Source organism: Actinomadura litoris (genome assembly GCF_009733595.1).
Classification (GTDB): Bacteria; Actinomycetota; Actinomycetes; order Streptosporangiales; family Streptosporangiaceae; genus Spirillospora; species Spirillospora litoris.
Window position 1 is genome coordinate 206,370 of record NZ_WOFH01000012.1, and the last position, 18,704, is coordinate 225,073.

The window sequence follows — 18,704 nt, forward strand, 5'->3', positions numbered from 1 at the left end:
GGGGCGAAGCACCTCCCACCGGCGGCCTCCCGACCGGGCGGCGCGGTCGCGGTTCTTCCGAAAGCCCACGTCAGCCGCCTCGCGCGCATGGAACGCCTCGGGCGGGGCACAGGGTCGCCCGTAGGTCGGAAGGGAGTAGGGCATGGGAATGCTGGAACGTCTCTGGCGACGGGGAACGAGACCGCGGGGCCGGGCGCGGGCGTCGCGGGAGCGGCACCGCGTGCCGACCTTCCGGGAGATGCACGCGAGGATGCGCACCGAGCGCGCCGAGGCCACCCTCATGGCGACCGAGGCGAAGATCCACCAGGAAGCGGCGCGGTACCGCCGCGGCCTCCGCCGCAGCGGCTGAGCCGTCGGGCGAAGCCGTGGACGGCGGGCCGACCTGAAGGAGGACCCCATGGGGCTGTTCGACAAGCTGAAGAACAAGACGCAGCGCGCCAAGGGCCGCGCCAAGGAGAACGCGGGGCGCGAGTCCGGTGACCCGTACCTGGAGGCGGAAGGCCGCAAGGACCGCCTGGCGGGCGGCGCCAAGCAGGTCGGCGAAAAGGCCAAGGACGCGGCCCGGGAGGTCCGGCGCACCACGGAGCGGTGACGCCCCTCCTCCATATCCCGGTAGCACGAGCCGGTGCTCGGCGCCGACGTGAATGACCGGGCGGTCGTTGGACGATATTCTCCACAGTCAGACTCACCGGCCCCGGCGAAGACCCCGGGGCCGGTGGGTGCTGAATCGTATGCACCTGGAAATTACTCAGCGGTTGCAGGGCGCGAGCGGCGCCGAGGAGTTCCGGCTCCGGGTGGGCATCGGTCGAACGCACGGACGCCGGTCGCATAAGCCGGACGCGCCGTTCATGTGAGTACGGTCCGATAACGTTCACCGTCATCTCACGCACTTAGCCGCGCGACGCCGGAGCGGTCCGCAGCACGAGGTCACCGCCGACCGCGACCCCCTCGGCAGGCAAGCGTTCCGCGCTTCTTGGCCCGCTCCACATTTGCTTTCCGGGCGAATCGGGCGGCGCAGCCTGAAATGGCACGGCAACTTCCTCGCGTTGTTGAGCCCCCTTCCGGACACCTATCTCACTCTGGCCTGTAGCGGCCACCCGCATGTAGCTCAAGCTAGTCGATGCCCCCGCGCAGTCGAATTGACCTGTGCCAACCGGAGACGCGGTGGCCGGAAAGCCTTCTTGGGGTCGACCCTTAACAAGAGCGGTCAGGGGATTGAAAATCCAATGGCCGCTGAACGCGCACGTCACGCCTCTTGCGTCACCTACTATTCACCTACCCCTTTCCTCGCCTCCAGTCGCAGCCGTTAAATCTTGGTTCCCGCGGCCCACGAGTGGCGGGTGCGATACGGGTCTGGTTTCCAGATGGTCGAAGGAGTGCGATCTGTGAGGAATAGCGGTCGGCGCAGGCGTGCGCTCATCGTCGTGGGGGGCCTTTCCGCCGTACTGACCGCGTTAGCGGCTCTCCAGGCGGCGCGGAACGACCCGGCGAAATCGGCTCCGCCCATGCCGCGGCCCGACGCGTCCCGTCCGATCGGGCCCGCCACCACGCCGGACCTGCCGCCCTCGCCGCCCGTCCGCATCGAGGTGCCGCGCATCGATGTCCGGACCCCGCTGATGAAGCTCGCCAAGAACCCGGACCAGACCGTCGAGGTGCCGCCGCCGAGCCGCGCCCAGGAGGCCGGCTGGTACCGGCTCGGCGCCGCGCCCGGCAGCCGCGGCGCCGCCGTGATCATCGGGCATGTGGACACGGCGGACGGCCCGGCCGTGTTCTACCGGCTCGGCCGCCTGCGACCGGGCGACCGGGCGAGCGTGCTGCGCGCCGACGGACGCACCGCCGTCTTCGGGATCGACTCCGTCGAGCGCTTCGCCAAGGACCGCTTCCCCACGAACCGCGTCTACGGCGACCCCGGCTACGCGGCGATCCGCCTCATCACCTGCGGGGGACGCTTCGACCGCGACGCCGGCCACTACCTCGACAACGTCATCGCCTTCGGCCACCTGCTGGGCTCCGGGCGGGCACGCTGACATGCGTCCAGTGTCCGGGGGCGGCACGGCCGTCCCACCGAGGTTCGCGCGGCCCGGATCGCCCGCCGGGCGACACCGCGCGGCGCCCATCGTGACCACGTCCGACCGGCTCGCCTCGGTGATCACGTCCGCCCCGCGCCCGCGCGCCGCCCCCAAACACAGGGACGGCAGGCGGAGCCTCCCGCCCGTACGCGCGGACGCGATGTGGGTCACGGTCCTGATCCCGGCGCACAACGAGGTCGGCCAGATCACCGAGACGATCGCCTCGCTCCGCCGCCAGGAACGTCCGCCGGACCAGATCGTGGTGATCGCGGACAACTGCACCGACGGCACCGCCGCGTTCGCGCAGCTCTGCGGTGTCGAGATCGTCGGCACCCGGGCCAACCGGCACAAGAAGGCCGGCGCGCTGAACCAGGTCCTCGACCGCCTCCTCCCGATCCTGGGCCCGAACGACGCGGTCATGGTGATGGACGCCGATTCGGCGCTCGACCCGGGCTTCATCCGGCACGGCGTCGGCTACCTCGCCACCGGCCGGTACGCGGCCGTCGGCGGCACCTTCACCGGCAAGCCGGGCGGCGGCGCGGTCGGCATGTTCCAGCGCAACGAGTACGCCCGCTACGCCCGTGACGTCCGGCGCCTGCACGGTAAGGCGCTCGTCCTCACCGGCACCGCGACGATCTTCCGCGCCACCACCCTCCAGGAGGTGGTCGCCGCCCGCCGCGACCGCCGCCTCCCCGGTCTGCCGCACGTCTACGACGTCCGCGTGCTGACCGAGGACAACGAGCTCACCCTCGCCATCCTCCACCTCGGCTTCCGCATCCTCTGCCCCGCCGAGTGCACCCTGACCACCGAGGTCATGCCGACCTGGCGCGAACTCGCCCGGCAGCGGCTCCGCTGGAAGCGGGGCGCGCTGGAGAACCTCGTCGACTACGGCTGGACGCCGATCACCCGCCCCTACTGGGGCCGCCAACTGCTGTCCCTGATCGGCATCATCGTGATCACCGCCTACCTGGGCTCGCTCGCCTACTCGGTGATCTGGCTCGGCGGGGTGAAGCTCAACCCCCTCTGGGCCGGCGTCACCGTCATCTTCATGGTCGAGCGGGTGGTGAGCGTCCGGCGGCGCGGCGCCGTCCAGATGGCGCTCGCCTCCACCATCGTCGTCGAAATGATCTTCGACGTCTTCCTCCAGACCGTCCAGGCGCGCGCGTTCTGGCAGGCCGCCTGGCGCAAAGAAAGGAAATGGTAGGTCATGTACAACCATCCCCCCGTCGGCGGTGTGGCCGCCGGTTTCGGCGGCACCGCCGCCGCGTCCCCGTGGCTGGGCCTCCAGGCCCTCTGGGTCGGCCTGGCCATCTTCACCCTGATCTCCGCGGCACTGGCGCTGAAGCGGACCCTCCCCGCCCGACGGGCCAACGACGGCTGATGACGGGCGTCCGATGCACCGGCGGCGCGGAGCGCCTTCAGACGATCAGTTCCGCCGAGGCCGGTAAGCAAGACCATAGATCGGAAATCATGCGGTCGGCGCTCAGCGAGCCTCGCGCCTCTTGAGACTCGCGATCCGCCGTGACGCGCGGCCCCGGCGTACCGCACCGATCGCCTTATGAAATACGGATGCCTCGGGACGCTCACGCACCACGCCCGGCGATCCGTGCACGGCAGGCCCCGAAAAGGGGCCGCCGCGCGACCGCCCGGACACGTCCGAAGATCATCGGCAAGCGACGCACTGACCGCGCGGGCGGGACCGCCGCTCCCGCCCGCGCGGCCACGGCCCGGTCGCGATGCCGCTCCCGACGGTCGCGGACGCAGAAGCCGTCTCAGAGAAACCCAGCCACGCCCCCGCAGCCCAGAAGCGCGCCGTCCCCGGCCCACAGCGGCGAGGCGCCGCAAAGAAACCCCGCGAAGGCGCCCAAAAGCGCCGTCAGGACTTTAAACGATCATCCTGTCCCGCGAATTGGCCTGTCGGGGCCGCCTCAAAAACAGGCCGTTCGTGGTACGACCGTGACCCCTCTCCCTGCCGCGCCGCTGCGCGAGCCGTAGAGTGCCAACTCGCCTGTGCTGGCCCACGGGGCGTCCGCGGAACGGGGCATGGCCAGCCGTAGGTACCCGCTTCCCCACCTGCGAGCGAGCCTCGCTCGCTACCAGGCGTCCCTACGGCGCCGGCGACAATGACCGGCACAGGCCATCTTCCGGTAATCCACGCACCGGGTACATGCCTGCCCATAGTCTTCTGTATCCGTGGGACCGATACAACGAACCGCCAGATGCCCATGAAGCATAGAATTCAAGCTTTGTGAGAGTGAAGACCCATGTCGAAGAGGGTGGCCAGTATCGTCCAATGGACGAGCTTTGTCGTCGGAGTTACTGGACTGACGCTCATCAAGGCGTTAAACGGCCATCCCGTCATCACAAAGTGGGCGATCGGTCTCGCGTTCGTCGCCTTGGCGATATTTCTGTGTATCCAGATTTTTCGTCGGAATCCGAACCACTTCAGGGGAAAGAAGGCGGTCGACTCGGCTTGGCGTGCACTGCTCACTCGCGCCGACCACTCGGTTGACGTCTTCGCTGGGGATGTCTCCTGGGTTCAGGACAACAAGACATCGATCTCGCAGAGAATCGGAGCCGGTGTGGTCGTTCGCGTACTCTGTCGGTGGCCGAGGACGTCGGGACAACTCAAGCAGGTACGCACACTGATCGGCGCCGGCGTCTACGTAAAATTCTACCCGGAAGACCTGATCAAGGTCCGTGGGCTGGTAGTGGATGCGGGGATCGGCGCAGGCAGAGGGACTGCTCTCACCGTGACCAAGAGTCCAAAGTCGAGTATCAGTGTTACCGACCAGAGCAGTATGTTTGACTATAGTGCGCTTCGTCACCTGCCCGCGAACGACGCGACTCAGATCGATATGCTGCATCAGCTGTTCGAATCAGCATGGAAGAGCTTTCCCCAGGGGATCATTTTGAACAAGACGGTGCCCAGTATTGATGAGCTTCGGAAAATCATCGGCCAGGTCGAGCAGTACGAACGGCTCGGTGTCGGCGACATAAAACTCAAGAAACTCTCTGTGGACTCCCTGTACTCCTGCTGTCGCACGGTGAAGGCCAAGAAGCTCGACCGAGTTTGGGGTCTCCTCGATGCCTACCAGAAGTTCGGCATCGACTTCTTCGAGCCCTGCAAAGTGGAGACCGACGGCCAGAAGGGGACTCTGCTGCCCCCTATAATCGAACAGCAGGCCGACGGCAAGCTGGTAATCGTCGATGGCATGCACCGCCTCTTCCAGATGGCCACTCGAACGGAAAAGCAACAAGCGGTGTGCCTGGTCGTGAGCGGGGCCGGCGCACTACCCTCTACTCCGATTCATTTTTCGGAGGTCCGGATGAGCCCCACCAAAGTGCCGAGGTCCGAGAACTTCGCCAACTACGACCATGATCTTTTTCGGGATATCAAAGCGATCGATCGAAGTCTTAAGTTGAGCTAGCCGGTTTCCGTCTGTCCTCTGGCGGCATCGGTCATGGACGCGGCCGGGTCCGCATCAACGCCCGCCTGTCGAGATCGGCCTCACCGCCGTCCGAATTGTTTGGAGTCCGCGCGACCTGCGGCACACTAGGGTCTCGCCTCGCCCCAGCCCAACGGTGGTATCCTCTTTTCCAGGTTGCGGAGAAATCGAACCGCGCACACTGCTCCGGCGGCCATCACCTAACAGTCCGCTCACCAGGTGTTCACCCAGAAGCGTCGCCGACCGGGCGCGTATCAATAGCGCGGGCCGTGGGGATCCATCCTGAACCGGCAATAGCGCGGCGAACAGTCACGCCTTCGCGGTGAACGCCACAACCGTCGAAGGCATAAACCCTGCAAGCGTCGTGATGTTCGCGCGAGTGGTGCGCCAGGCGGCTCCAGCGCTGGGCCTGCCCGAGCCGGCGGCCGAGGAACTCTTGGAGGCGGCCGACCGCTTGGAGCGGAAGGTCGGCGACGATGACCCCGCTCCGACCCGCATCCAGCGGTGGGGCGGCTCGGCCATCGCCATGCTCAACTCTCCGGTGGTTTGCGGAGCCCTGGGCAGCGTTCTGGCGTCCTATGGAGCGACAGGGCTCCTGGGGTGTAGCCCGACCACGAGCAACCTTCCACACGGCTACCGCGCGGGACTGTATTGGGACGGACCTACCGCAGCCTGCTGCGTACTCAACCGCCGACAGCGGGAGGGTTCTGGCCGGTCTTGGTGCCGGCCAGGGCTCGTTCGCGCTGGTGGTCGTGGCGCCTCCGGCAGGATTCGAACCTGCGGCACCCGCTTTAGGAGTTATTCCACCCCTCCGCGCGCCGTCCGGCCGTAGGCCCAGCTCCGGCCGTCTCCGGATTGCAGTTTGCCCAGCTCATAGGCACCTTCTGCGGTCTCCGTAGCCCTCCACGGCTCCCCAACGCTCTCCACCGCCTACCGCGCCGTTGGGAGCGCCGGAGGAGCGCCAACCGGCCGCAACGGTTAGTGTCTGCGTCGTTACATGGCGTAACGTCCCGATTCCGCCCGATACGGCGGAGGGACAAAGGAGCGGCGAAATGGCGAGTCACGTCCGGGTAAGTCACAAGACAAAGAACCTCCCGAAAAGCAAGCGGCGCTGGGAGGTCTCCTACACCGATCCGCTTACCGGTCGGAGTCGCACAAAGGGTGGCTTCACCCGGGAGACGGACGCCAAGAACTGGATGATCAAATTTGAGGACTCCATCCGGGAACAGACCTACGTTGACGACAAGGCCGGAGGCGTCCTCTTCATCGACGCATCGCGCCAGTGGCTCAACGTTCGCCGGAACCTCAAGGACCGGACCTACAACGACTACAAGGGACTGCTAGGTCTGGGGGAGTCGAAGCGACCGGAGGAGGACCCGAAGCAGCTATTGCTACGGAATCGGTTCGGAAAGGCGGCAGTCTCCGCGATCACGGAGGACGCCGTTCAAGAATGGGTCACCGACATGGAGCGCGCCGGTAAGTCGGGCGGCACCATCCGCAAGTCCTTCATCCTCCTCAAGCAGGTCATGAAGGAACAGCTCCGGCTCAAGAGGGTCGCCGTCAATCCGTGCGTGGATGTGGAGATTCCGAAATTCGAGCCGTGGGCGCTCCTCAACGATGAGGACGAAGGGCGACGCCTGGAGCCGGAAGAGGTCGAGCGACTGGCGGAGGCTCTACCGCACCCCTTCGGCTTCCTCGCCTTGTTCACGGCCTATACGGGCCTCAGGGCTGGAGAGGTCGCAGGGCTCCAGCTCCGCGATATCGACCTAGCAGCGGGCATCGTCCGCGTTCGTCGCGAGGTAACCGACATCAATGGCATTCTCGCGTACGACGAACCGAAGTCGCGGAAGGCCAAGCGCGAGGTCACGCTAGACCCGTACATCCTGGAGGAACTCCGGGCCTACATTCGGGCGCACGAGAAGGAGGCAGCCGAGTGGTTCGGGGAGCGAGAGGATGCTACTCACCCCGGGAAGAAACTCCCGCTGTTCGTCGGGACCGCAAAGGGACGGCGGGGCAAGAACCCCGTCACGGGAAAGTTCGACGTCATCCGCTTCGACTACACGAAGCTTCTCCGCCATAAGGCGTGGTACGGCCGGTACTTCAAGAAGGCGCTCGAAGCGGCAGAACTCGACTCGACATACCGATTCCACGACCTTCGCCACTCCTATGGCTCGTGGCTCTATGACGCTGGCGTCGATATCAAGACCATCTCGCGAATGATGGGCCACGCCTCCGTCGAAACGACAATGGCGATTTACGTCCACCCCGACCGCGACAAGGCGAACGACGCCGTTCGGAACGCGCTGGGGAACCTCCGCGCTGGTAGCAGCTCCCGGAGGGGCAACGTCGTCCCGATGAGGCGCCAGGCGTAGCCGCTCCCAACCCCATAGCAGAGGCCCGGCCGACCGGTCGGGCCTCTGCTGTGTCTAGGCGTGGCCGTAGTGGACGCTCGCCAGCCGGGAGGGCGGGACGGGTGTCCGACTCTGCCCCTGGGGGTGGTCGCTGGGGAGCGCCCAACCTAGCCACACGCTGGGGCGATGCTCGCCAACGAGCGCCAACCGGCGCCATCGGTTACGATGACCGTCACAACTTAAAGCCCGCTCGGAGGCTGAATCCGAGCAACAGGAGTCGGTACCTCGGGATACGTGGTTAATCCCTTTGGTACCGGCTTCTTTTTTGTGCTCAGAAAGGGGAGAGGGAGCAATGGGCGCACCGAAGCCGCAAGTCTGGTTCAGCCTGGATGAGGCCGCCGAATTCATCGGGCTGGAGCCGCGCAAGATCCAGCGACTCGTGAAGAAGCGGATGATTCCGCACTACCGGCCGAGCGGGAGCCCCACGGGGCAACTCCGATTTCACCGGGACGACCTCACCGACTACATGGCTTCGTGCCGTGTGGAGGTCGGGCAACACTAGAAATGCGAATCGCCCCGGCCTGGGCAACCGGGGCGATTCGAGGAGGCCGGGGACAAACGGCCAGACGATACCAAGAAGGTAGGGGAAGTCTAAGCGATGCCCGATAAGCAGGCCCTAGCGCTCCGCGCGTACCGACTCGGCTGCTATGCCGGGTCCCGGCCGAAAGACAAGAAGGCACAGCGCCGCGCGCTCGTGGCGATGAAGGATTTCCTTGCAGCTGCTACGCCGGATGAGCTGCGAATTCTCGCCAGCCTTTCCGGGGAGACAATCGAAGAGACGAAGCGCCAGCATGAGGAAAGCCTCCGCGCTATTGACGAGAGGCTGGTGAACCTCTGATGGCTCCCGAACTCTCGCCAGGCCGAATCGAGCGGCTTGCGCTGGACGACTTGTTCCCGCGTTACGAATGCACATATCCGTACTACTCGCCTACGCGAGACATCCTGGCGGTGAAGCATCGCTTTCAGCTTCTCGACATGGTGACCGGGAAGGCACCTAGGGACGACCGGGACACCAAGACCTTCTCGGTTCAGCATCGCGTCGAAAACGGATGGGCCTATGGCATAGGGCCGTACGCGTCGGTGGCCATCTACGGCCTGCCGACCGCGATAAAGGCAAAAGCGCGCGGGCGCACCATCTACTACCCGGAAGGCGAGAAGGACGCACGCAACATGAAAGAGTGCTGGGACGTCTGTGCGGTCGCCCATTACCAGGGCGGAAACCCCACTACTCCCGAGCAGGCCGAATTGCTGGCAGGCAGCAGCTCCAGAATCGTCCTCGTGCGAGATGTGGATTTGGTGGGTGCCTTTGTTGCGTGGGAGAACGCTCGCGCCCTTTTGAAGGCTGGGCAGCCTGCCGACCTAATCTGCTTCGCGCGGCCCGCGCTCGACATCGCGAAGGCTGATGTCTCTGACCATATAGAGGCCGGACTGGATAAGGAGGACCTGATCTACGAAACGCCTTTGGAGGTCGCGCGGCTTCGTGATGAGTACGTCGCTCGCGTCCGGAAGTCCGGCCGCCGCCGCTCGATGGGGAGCGAAGGCCGATGAGCGAACTCGAAGACCTGATGGCGGACCGGCCGGTCCCAGTCTCCCGCCCCGACTATCCGCTGAATGACTCGGGGAATGCGGCGCGACTTCTGCTGACGCACGCCGGAGATATGTTCTGGCTCTCGGAGGGGAACGACCGGGGACGCTGGATTATCTGGAATGGACTGCGCTGGCGCGCCGATGAGGACGGCCTTGTTGAGCGGTGGGCCTATGACGTAGCGCTCGAAATGTCGAAGGAGGCGCGCGAACGCTTCGAGGAGGCTGTGGGCGACAAAGGCGCCCAACAGGAGGCCGCCGCGCTTATGCGGTTCGCGACGAGGACGGGAAATGACGGCGGAATCCGAGCGATGCTCCGACGCGCTAGAACGTACGATGCAGGCCGCACCGTGGCGGCCGGGAGGTTCGATACCGACCCGGCCGTGCTCGGCCTGGAGAATGGGATCCTGGAGCTTTACGGGGGCGGTCATCTGGCTGGCCCGGCCGCGCGGACTGACTACGTCGCGAAGAACACCGGGACGCCGTTGCTCTATGGAGCGAAGTCCGCTCGATGGGACGGATACCAGAACACCTTTCTGCCGGACCTGGAGATGCGTCGATTTGTGCAAAAAATCGTCGGCTACGGAATGTTCGGGCGAAACACGGAAGGTTTGATTGTCTTCCTTCAGGGCGGGCCGAACACGGGGAAGTCATCTCTCAACAATATGATCGCTGCGACCTTCGGGGAGTATGCGGCGACGCTGGAGATGACGGTATTTCGCGGGAAGTTCGATGTGGGGCCGCGTGAAGACGTTGCGGATATCGTCCGCGCGCGGTTCGCTCTGTCGAGCGAGACCGGTGGGGAATGGGAACTCCACTCCGACCAGATCAAGCGATTCACTGGCGGGGACCCGGTGAGCTTCTCTCGGAAGAATATGCACCAGGAAACTGCGATTCCCGAGTTCCTCCCAATCATAGCGACGAATGCCCCGCCGAAGGTGAAGGGAGCCGACCGGGCCGCGTACTCCCGGCTGTGCGTGATCCCCTTCGAGTCGGCCGTGCCGAAGAAGACGGGGGATGCCGTTGAGATGGCCTCTGACGCGGACGCTAGGGCCGCATTCCTGGCCTGGGCCGTCGAAGGCTGGGACCTCTATTGCGCGGAAGGTCTAGGCCGGGAGACGTGGCCTGAGGCCGTCCGTAGGGCCGGGCTGGAATACGAAGGGTCGATGAGCGATACGGCCGCATTCGTCGCGGACTGCTGCGAGGTCGGGGCGGACTACTCGGCTCCGGCCGGGACGCTCTATGAGGCTTACCGGCTCTGGTGCGAGAAGGAGGGGATGAAGCCGAGTAGCAATAGAACGTTCGGCATGGAGCTGGGCGGCTTGGGCTTTGAGGCACGAGCGAAGCGTGAGAAAGGCCGGGTGGTCTGGTCGCGGTTCGGCCTCCAGCTTCCCGAGATGCCCTCTCCCTTCGACGGTAAGGGGAACGGTTAGGGATAGGTAATAGGTATCTCTTACTACCTTTCGGCTGGTAGAGCGCTATCTGTAAGGCGTAAGGGGTATTTCGAAAATCTAACGCGTATAAGAAGAAAGGAGGTAAGGGTATGCGGAAGGTAGGCGGGGCGTACGCGTATAGGGGGCTAGGGCAGGCCGTCTACCCCTTACGCCTTACCGCCCAGGTCAGCCCAGGTATTCCGCCCCTTACGAATCCCTAACGTCTCTCCCTTACGCGCTCGAAAGTCCGGCGATTAGCAGCAGAGGAGATAGCAACAGATGTCCGACTACCCGCGACGCGAGAAGCCAGAAGGACCACCCAAAGTACGTACAGCCTCAACAGGCCGCAGCGCTTACGAGGAAGACGAGAACGATGAAGAGGCAAAGCCAAAGGTCCGCATCCCTGTCGTCGTCCAGTCGGGCGGCGAACTCCATCACATAACGGGCGAGCGGATCGAATACATAACCGTGGACGAAGACACAGCACAAGACTGGGATGATCGTGTTTGGCGTAACGGCCCGATTGGCGGCGGTGAATCCGTCTTCGACCGTTACCGCAGGCGCGGCAATCCCGCCAGTCGGTAGCCACTCCGGAGCGTTAACAGCACTCCGACCAGGCCAGATGCTGGCCGGCCACATATGACCACATCAACAGGGGTGTAGGGGCCTTCGCATCTGACCGGGGAGGGCAGAAGGACCTCCGAGGTGAGCAGCGTTGTGCCTGGCAGCGTGGCCGCAACCCAGGTACCAGCTACCGTCCGTAACAGCGAGAAGGGGGCAATTCATGCCACAAAGGCCCAAGAGCAACGATCAATTGCGGCTCATCAGCGGGAAGTCGGAGGCCGAAGCGGACCGCAGAGAGCACGCCCGGAAGTCGCTCGGGGGTGCGGCTCTCGACTGGGAAGAGGTCTCCGTCATCATCCCGGAGGACTCATACGCAGACGAGGAGTGGACGCGCCTTTCCGAGGTGTACGCCAATCAGCCCGACCGGTTCCGCGAAGCCGACCGGGGAATGGTGACGCTCCATTGCGTCTGGACCGGCGTCTACGCGGAATGCCTGGAGCAGATCAACGCGGAAGGTCTGTTCGTCAAGGGCATCTCGAAACGGGACGCGCATCGGATGGTCCGGAATCCGGCGACCGCACTTCTCAACGTCGCCAGCAATCAGCTTCGCTTTCTGGCGAAAGAACTGGGCTTCTCGCCGGACGCCAGGAAGCGCGCGGGGATCATCGAGAAGCAGGAGGAGCGGAGTAGCAATGAAGACCTCCTCAGCGGATGACGTCCGGGAGGCCGTAGCGCGCCACGTCCCTGCGTCCGTTCTCGCCAACGGGAATGTGCGCATTCTCGGCAGCGCGGACGCGGACACCCGGCCGGGCTGGTCGGGCCTTACGCTCCACCTCGGAGCCGAGGGGGACTGCGTTTACGCAACGGGCTGGCTCCCCGAAGAGGGCGCACACGGAGCTATGTGGTTCTCCGTCTGGAGGAATGGCATCGAAGGGCCGCGAACTCTGTACTGGGACCCGGTGACCGGAGCCGACTACGGCTGGATGGACTAGACGGGAGAGAACGACAATGCGAATCCTCCGCACCGATACCGCAATTACCGACGAAGCCGCCAGCAATTTCGTTGCCGGCATCACCATTCACATTCCCATCGGATCGGCCATTCCGCCGCCGCTCACGCTGGTTCACAAAGCGGACTACACCCCCGGCGTCCCGCAATTCCTGCTCGATGGGGAGGGTGCTATCTGGTCGCTGTGCGACGACGATTCCGCAGAACGCACGGCTGTCAAGGCTGGGGATCGGCTGGAGGTCGTGAAGTTCCGGAATGGCAACGAAGTCGAGCGGGCAATTCTCGGCTAATCTCCATCTCGGTGAACGTCGGCCAAACCGGCCCGTCGCCAAGGGCTGCTTTGTGGTGAGGATCCTGGCCAGGACAAGCCACTATCGGGGAGCCTTTGGCCGCCCGCCGCGTAAGCCGTTCGCAGCCGTCCGGCGTTGTAGGCGGGGCGTGGAGTTTTCCGCTCTCTCCTCCGTGTCCTGCTGATCTCGCCAACGCCGGACGGCTCCCGTTCCCCCATCCTTTCGAGGAGGCTTTTCCCGCCGCACTGCGGCCCGTTGAGCCCAAGACGGATGTTTCTCCATTCAGCATCCCGAAGGGAAAGCAACGTGAGCAAGTTTGACGAATTGGTGAGGCGGATGAAGTCCGCTATCACGGAAGCCCGCGAAGTGGCGACGAAGGCGGAGAACGCCGGACGCGACCTCACCGACGCGGAGCGCACGAAGTGCCTGGCGCTTCTCGAAGAGGCGAAGTCCCTCAAGGCGCAGGCCGACACGGAGAAGGCCGACAACGATGTCCGGTCCGGCCTGGCCGCTCTGACGGCCGAACTCAACGGCACCGCGAATGGCGTGAAGGCCGTTCCGGGGAACGCCAAGGTTCGCGCCTCCGGCGGTACGGGCGAATGGGCGAAGGCCGTCACCGACTACAGCGAGCGATTCGGCATGAAGTCGATCCTCGCGAACGGCGCGGTTCCGGTCCAGGTCCCGATGGACCCGGAGCCCATTCCGCTGGACTCGCCGGTCCTTTCACTCCGCCAGCTCATCCCGGCGGTGGCCGACACGACCGGTGTCTGGAAGTACATCCAGCAGACTGTTCGGACCAACAACGCTTCGACGGTCGCCCAGGGCAAGAAGAAGCCCACTTCGGTCTACACGTACGACGACAAGGAAGGGCGCGCGGTCGTCATCGCGCACCTTTCAGAGTCGATCCCCCGCCAGATCTTCGATGACGCTCCAGCCCTCCAGGGGGCGCTGGAGTCGGAAATGCGACTCGGGCTCGAACTGGCCCTTGAGAACCAGATCCTCAACGGGAACGGCTCCACGTCCGGCGTCCTGGACGACATGACCGGTATCGGGAACGCGTCGGGAACTCAGGAGCTCGCACGAGTGAGCGGCGATGACGAGTTCATCGTGACGCGGAAGGCGATCACCCTTCTGGAGAAGAGTTCCATCAACCCAACCGGCTGGGTGATGAACGCGGACATGTGGGAGACCTTCGAACTCATCCCCGACGCGAACGAGCGATTCATGCTCGGCAATGCGCCGGTGGACCGGGCCGCGCGTCGGCTGTGGGGCGTTCCGGTGGTCCTCTCCGAAGCGGTCGCGGACAACGTCGCCTTCCTGGCCGACTTCGCGAACGCGACCCGGCTGCACGTCCGCCAGGAAGGCGTTCTGGACTGGAGCGAGAACCACTATGCGGCCGACAAGTTCGGCGCGTCGGCTCCGGGCTCCGACTTCGAGGGGAACATGATCAAGTTCCGCTTCGAAGGCCGGTTCGGACTGGACGTCCTGCGGCCGTTCTCCATCGTGGAGGTGAACCTCACACCCGTCGCCTAAACAGACTTCCGCGCTGGCGGCTGGCCTCCTTTCATGATGACTGGGGAGGCCGCAACGGGAAACGCCGTCCCCGGCCGCCAGCGCGGAACTGAACGGGACTTCCCGGCTGCTGGTTAAGCCCGCCCAGCCGGGGATTCCTCCACAAAGGTGAGAGGCCCGACCGATTACCACCGGTCGGGCCTCTCGTGTGTTCTAAGCTGTGCTCGGCGGTCGGGGGCATATACGCCATGTCCCCGGCCGTCTCTGGCCCGTACGGGCCAGCTCCGGGCCGTCTAGGCGGACATCGCCGCTAGCTGTTCGCGTACCGGCCGCATAGCGGACGTTCCCGGCTTCCGTCGCTCTGCGAGTTTGACGATCTCGTCCACCCGCTGCGCGATGGACGGCTGGAACTGGACTCGCGACTCCATTTCGCCGAGAACAGCCAGGATGTTTTCTGCCGCTCCGTCGATCTGGTTTCCCCGGATGCGGGCTTCTGCGATGGTGAGAAGGGGCTGCGCCTTCCAGAGCGAACCGGCTCCGGGGTTGGCGCGGAGCGCTTCGGTTGCGTGCGTTTCGACGGCCCGGTGCAGGTTCGCGAAACTGGAGAGGGACCGGGCGACGGTCATGTGAGCCTGATTGGAGGTCCAGCCGTCCGTAACGGGCGACTGCGGCGGGGTGGTCTCCGCCAATTCGATGGATTTTGCTCCGGCACGCTGGGCCTTCTCGGCGTGACCGGCGAGAGCGACAGCCCGCGCGAACATCGCCTGTGCCATTCCCTCTCGCTCCGGCGTATTGGCGTACTTGATCGCGAGTTTGGCGTCTGTGATGAGGTGGCGCGGCTCGACGTCGAAATACATCCCCGCGTTCGCGGACTTGCTGTGTGCGAGTGAGATGAGATTCGGGTCTCCGGCGAGACGCGCGTACGTGTGGGCCTGCGTAAGCCAGGCTGCGGCGCTCGACTGGTCGAGGAGCGTTACCGCGTTGACCGACCCGAGAATTGCGGTCCACGCCCGGAGGTCGAAGACGTTGACGTTTGCGGTCCGCTGGAACTGGTTGAGATTCGCCCAAAGGGCGAGAAGGGCGGGCTGGTTCTGGATGGCGGGTTGGATAAGGAGGTGCGCGCGGACGGCTGCGATTTCGTGCGCGAAGCGGTCGCGTTCGTCGTCGGTGCTCCCCTGCTCTTCGGGGAGGCGGACGTACGGGGCTGCGGCCCCGAGGAACGGCCCGGCGGCGGTGAGTCCCGCCACCGCCAGAACCTTCCTGAGGACGGCTCTCCGATCTTCCATACTTCCAGGGTCGTCACTACGCGGGAAGATGTCCAATTGCTGACCCTCTCTCCGGTCTGCCCCCGAACGACACGTTGTCGCTACCGAGTGTAATTCGGCGCTTACAGTCCGGCTAGATCCCGGCCGATTCCCGCCGTTCTTTGGCCTCAACGTACGCCCGGCTGGTAGCGGAGGAGGGACGTTCCGCAGATCCCTAGGCCGTTTGCCCTGGTCGGTGTTGGTATGCGCGCGGTCAGGCTGTCGGAGGCCCCACCTTCGCCCAGGAGGCCGGAGCGCTGGGGGTAACCAAGATCTATCGTCCGTGGGAGCGCCGAGAGAGCGCGAAGGCCCGGCTGCGAAGATCGCAACTGGGCCTCTACCTGGGCGCCTCCGGCAGGATTCGAACCTGCGACACCCGCTTTAGGAGAGCGGTGCTCTATCCCCTGAGCTACGGAGGCGTGTCGTCGCTCGCGGCTAGAGCGTAGCGGACGGCACCTACAGGGTAGGGGACGGGGCGAGTCGTGCGCTCGTCCTTATGGTGACCGCTCTGACCTCTAGGCTCCGTGGGGCCGCTGTGGGTACGCTTCGGTGCCGTGACGGGTCGGCATCGTGAGCAGCCGAGTGACAAGGGCTCCGACGAGGCGGAAGGCGTGCCTCGCGGGCGGCGGGTCGCGGTGATCGCCGCGGCGTTCGCCGTCCCCGTCCTGCTCGCCACCGTGATCGCTTTCGGGCTGCGGGACGAGCCGGCGGCCGAGCGGCCCGAGGGCGCCGCGACGTCGTTGCCGGTGGCGCCCGTCGCGCCGAGGACCGAGCCCACCTACGGGCAGTATGTGGTGCCGAAACCGCAGCCCCAGGCGGAGACGCGCGCGCCGAACCGTCCGCCCGTGCCCGTGGCGACACCGCGCAGGAAGGTGACGCCCAAGCCGTCGCGCACGACGCGATCGCCGCGTCCGACCCGCCTGCGGCCTCCCTGCCCGAACGGGTGGGGCAGCGTGCCGTGGTGGCGTGAGTGGTGCCGTCAGCATGGTTACCGCACTCGCTGAGCCGGTTACAGCCTGGTCACAGGTGAACCTGTAGTAGCGTTCTGCCGCTGTTCCGTATTCGGGCATCAGGAGGAAAACCACCGTGCCTAACCCCCGGTCGGCGGCGTTGATCGCGGTCTTCCTGGTGACGGCCGTGTTCGCTCCGCAGGACGTCGGCAGGGCGGCCGACGGGCCGGACGACTCGGTCGAGGCGCTGCGCCGGCAGGCGTCGAAGGCCCGCTCCGAACTGGAGAAGGCGACGACGGAGATGGAGGGGCGCCAGAAGGAGTTGGCGTCCTCCCAGGTGAAGCTGCGCGGCACGCTGAAGGACCTGGCGGGGGCCGAGGCCGAGCTGAACCGGATCCGGCAGCCGCTGGCACGGCTGGCGAACACGTCCTACCAGCAGAGCGGCGCCGTCGGGTCGATGGCGATCTTCGGCGGCGGGTCTCCCGACTCGGCGCTGCGCTCGACGGCGGACGTGACGCTGCTCGCCAAGTCGCAGCAGGCCCTTGTGGACCGTGCCGATGAGCTGCAGCGGCGCCGCAGGGAACTCGCGTCCACCGCGCAGGACCTCCAGTCGCGCAACGCGATCGCGCAGACCCGCGTCCAGCAGCAGATCGACGGCCTCAAGGACAAGTCGGCGCGGCTCACCAAGCAGCTCAACGTCATGCTGAACAAGCTGAGCCCGGCGAAGCGGCTGGAACTCGGATGCGACAAGCGGCTGGCCGGTGACGCGAAGAAGTTCCCGAACGGGCTGATCCCGGCGAAGTATCTGTGTCCGCTGCCGCAGAAGGGCAAGGAACTGCGCGCGGACGCGGCGCTCGCCTTTTACAAACTGAACGCCGCGTACAAGCGCCGCTTCGGCCGTGACATGTGCGTGACCGACTCCTACCGGAGTCTTTCCGAGCAGCATCGGGTGTATGCGGAACGTCCCGGATTCGCAGCCGTCCCCGGGACGAGCAATCACGGCAAGGGCCAGGCCCTCGACCTGTGCGGCGGGGTGCAGAACTCGGGTTCCGTCCAGTTCAACTGGATGGAGGCCAACGCCAAGACCTACGGGTGGCTGCATCCCGCGTGGGCCTACAGCAACCCGTTCGAGCCGTGGCACTGGGAGTACGGCACCGAGGACGACCAGTAGGTCAGGCCGGCACCTCGGCGGCCGGCGCGATCTCCGAGGTGCAGTACCTGCAACGCACCGCCTTGACCGGGATGTCGCTCAGGCACTGCGGGCACTCCCGCTCGGTGGCCTCCTTGCCCCGGTCCATGCGCTCGATCAGCTTGGCGGTCGGCAGGACGACCAGGAAGTACACGATCGCCGCCGTGATCACGAACGCGATCGCGGACGTGACGAAGATGCCGTAGGGGAACCTCGTCCCGTCGATCGTCACGGCGAGCCGCGTGTAGTCGGGCTTGCCGCCGAGCAGCGCGATCAACGGCGTGATGAAGGAGTTCGCGAAGTCCTTCACCAGGCCCGCGAACGCCGCCCCGACGACGAACGCGACCGCGAGGTCAATGAGGTTGCCGCGAAACAGGAACTTCTTGAAACCGCTCATAGTGCCTTCCATGAATTGCGACCGCCTCCCGGTTCCCCGGGAGGCGCTGTACTAGCCGGTTTGTGTGTCCGCTTCTTCGAGCCCCTTGCCGCCTGCCGGCCGCCTCCGTGACACGGCTCACGGGACCGGCCACATCCCCCGCGGTGCTCTCGGACAGCCGCCGCTCGGCAATTCTCCGGCCGACGAGCGCTCTCTGAGCCCCGAACATCCACCGATTTGAGAGCCGCATTGCGCTACCTGTCGGTGTCGCCCCCCGGCAGGACCGTCGTCCTGGTGGTCCTGCGAACGGGTTCAGCGGATGCCGTCCTGCCTGCCGCCGACCGCCGGTGCCAGAGCGCGGTCCGCTGTGCCACGGCGTTGAGGCATGGCGGAGATCGTCATGTTGGAGTTGTGGTGGGCGGGAGCGTCCGGGGGGCTGCCGAGGTGCGGGGAACGAGCGCCGCTGGGTGCGGAGCATCAGATCACCGGACGTCGCCACCGGCCGCTGCCGAGTGGGTTCTGCTGATCAGAAGCCATGTGGCGACACTCCTGGCCCGGGATGCG

The 18,704-nt window shown here is 65.6% G+C and carries 18 protein-coding genes and 1 tRNA gene; 16 read left to right on the forward strand and 3 right to left on the reverse strand.

Features of this window, described 5'->3' with window-relative positions:
- Positions 1 to 397: 397 nt before the first annotated feature.
- The 14 genes from GNZ18_RS30295 (at position 398) to GNZ18_RS30360 (ending at position 14,342) form a co-directional block, all read left to right on the forward strand.
- Complete coding sequence (locus GNZ18_RS30295; RefSeq protein WP_156220031.1) at positions 398 to 592, forward strand: CsbD family protein; 195 nt, start codon at positions 398 to 400, stop codon at positions 590 to 592.
- A 913-nt stretch (positions 593 to 1,505) separates the two neighbouring features.
- Positions 1,506 to 2,027 (forward strand): class F sortase, encoded by a 522-nt coding sequence (locus GNZ18_RS30300; RefSeq protein WP_214620175.1) that lies wholly within the window; start codon positions 1,506 to 1,508, stop codon positions 2,025 to 2,027.
- Positions 2,028 to 2,118: 91 nt separating this feature from the next.
- Complete coding sequence (locus GNZ18_RS30305; RefSeq protein WP_214620174.1) at positions 2,119 to 3,273, forward strand: glycosyltransferase family 2 protein; 1,155 nt, start codon at positions 2,119 to 2,121, stop codon at positions 3,271 to 3,273.
- A gap of 3 nt (positions 3,274 to 3,276) precedes the next feature.
- Entirely contained in the window at positions 3,277 to 3,450 is a 174-nt protein-coding gene (locus GNZ18_RS30310) for a hypothetical protein (RefSeq protein WP_156220034.1), read from the forward strand.
- An 883-nt stretch (positions 3,451 to 4,333) separates the two neighbouring features.
- A complete protein-coding gene (locus GNZ18_RS30315) occupies positions 4,334 to 5,500 on the forward strand; it encodes a phospholipase D-like domain-containing protein (RefSeq protein WP_156220035.1) in 1,167 nt (388 codons plus the stop codon).
- A gap of 1,070 nt (positions 5,501 to 6,570) precedes the next feature.
- Entirely contained in the window at positions 6,571 to 7,890 is a 1,320-nt protein-coding gene (locus tag GNZ18_RS30320; protein WP_156220036.1) for a tyrosine-type recombinase/integrase, read from the forward strand.
- 331 nt (positions 7,891 to 8,221) lie between these two features.
- Positions 8,222 to 8,431: a helix-turn-helix domain-containing protein gene (locus tag GNZ18_RS30325; protein WP_156220037.1), complete on the forward strand. Its 210-nt coding sequence runs from the start codon at positions 8,222 to 8,224 to the stop codon at positions 8,429 to 8,431.
- Between the two features lie 96 nt (positions 8,432 to 8,527).
- Positions 8,528 to 8,767, forward strand: a complete 240-nt coding sequence (locus GNZ18_RS30330; protein WP_156220038.1) for a hypothetical protein — start codon at positions 8,528 to 8,530, stop codon at positions 8,765 to 8,767.
- Positions 8,767 to 9,477, forward strand: coding sequence for a hypothetical protein (locus GNZ18_RS30335; RefSeq protein WP_156220039.1), 711 nt, complete (start codon positions 8,767 to 8,769; stop codon positions 9,475 to 9,477). Before GNZ18_RS30330 ends, GNZ18_RS30335 begins: the two co-directional genes overlap by 1 nt.
- Positions 9,474 to 10,946: a DNA primase family protein gene (locus GNZ18_RS30340; RefSeq protein ID WP_156220040.1), complete on the forward strand. Its 1,473-nt coding sequence runs from the start codon at positions 9,474 to 9,476 to the stop codon at positions 10,944 to 10,946. The genes GNZ18_RS30335 and GNZ18_RS30340 overlap by 4 nt, the downstream gene beginning before the upstream one ends.
- A 279-nt stretch (positions 10,947 to 11,225) precedes the next feature.
- Positions 11,226 to 11,531 (forward strand): hypothetical protein, encoded by a 306-nt coding sequence (locus GNZ18_RS30345; protein ID WP_156220041.1) that lies wholly within the window; start codon positions 11,226 to 11,228, stop codon positions 11,529 to 11,531.
- A gap of 199 nt (positions 11,532 to 11,730) precedes the next feature.
- Positions 11,731 to 12,225 (forward strand): phage terminase small subunit P27 family, encoded by a 495-nt coding sequence (locus GNZ18_RS30350; protein ID WP_151543720.1) that lies wholly within the window; start codon positions 11,731 to 11,733, stop codon positions 12,223 to 12,225.
- A 293-nt stretch (positions 12,226 to 12,518) separates the two neighbouring features.
- Positions 12,519 to 12,809, forward strand: a complete 291-nt coding sequence (locus GNZ18_RS30355; protein ID WP_151543721.1) for a hypothetical protein — start codon at positions 12,519 to 12,521, stop codon at positions 12,807 to 12,809.
- A gap of 306 nt (positions 12,810 to 13,115) precedes the next feature.
- The gene (locus GNZ18_RS30360; RefSeq protein WP_173390923.1) at positions 13,116 to 14,342 is read left to right on the forward strand and encodes a phage major capsid protein; all 1,227 of its coding nucleotides are present in this window, start codon (positions 13,116 to 13,118) and stop codon (positions 14,340 to 14,342) included.
- Between the two features lie 272 nt (positions 14,343 to 14,614).
- Here the strand turns inward: GNZ18_RS30360 and GNZ18_RS30365 are convergent, their stop codons facing one another.
- The gene (locus GNZ18_RS30365; protein ID WP_156220043.1) at positions 14,615 to 15,568 is read right to left on the reverse strand and encodes a hypothetical protein; all 954 of its coding nucleotides are present in this window, start codon (positions 15,566 to 15,568) and stop codon (positions 14,615 to 14,617) included.
- A 403-nt stretch (positions 15,569 to 15,971) separates the two neighbouring features.
- Positions 15,972 to 16,044: transfer RNA gene (locus GNZ18_RS30370), tRNA-Arg, on the reverse strand.
- A gap of 135 nt (positions 16,045 to 16,179) precedes the next feature.
- On the opposite strand from GNZ18_RS30370, the gene GNZ18_RS30375 reads away from it, so the two are divergent.
- Together GNZ18_RS30375 and GNZ18_RS30380 are read left to right on the forward strand one after the other, a co-directional pair.
- Entirely contained in the window at positions 16,180 to 16,629 is a 450-nt protein-coding gene (locus GNZ18_RS30375) for a hypothetical protein (protein ID WP_156220044.1), read from the forward strand.
- 82 nt (positions 16,630 to 16,711) lie between these two features.
- Complete coding sequence (locus tag GNZ18_RS30380) at positions 16,712 to 17,746, forward strand: D-alanyl-D-alanine carboxypeptidase family protein (RefSeq protein WP_214620172.1); 1,035 nt, start codon at positions 16,712 to 16,714, stop codon at positions 17,744 to 17,746.
- A 1-nt stretch (position 17,747) separates the two neighbouring features.
- On the opposite strand, the gene GNZ18_RS30385 is transcribed toward GNZ18_RS30380, so the two are convergent.
- Positions 17,748 to 18,161, reverse strand: coding sequence for an MscL family protein (locus GNZ18_RS30385; protein WP_156220045.1), 414 nt, complete (start codon positions 18,159 to 18,161; stop codon positions 17,748 to 17,750).
- Positions 18,162 to 18,704: the final 543 nt, after the last annotated feature.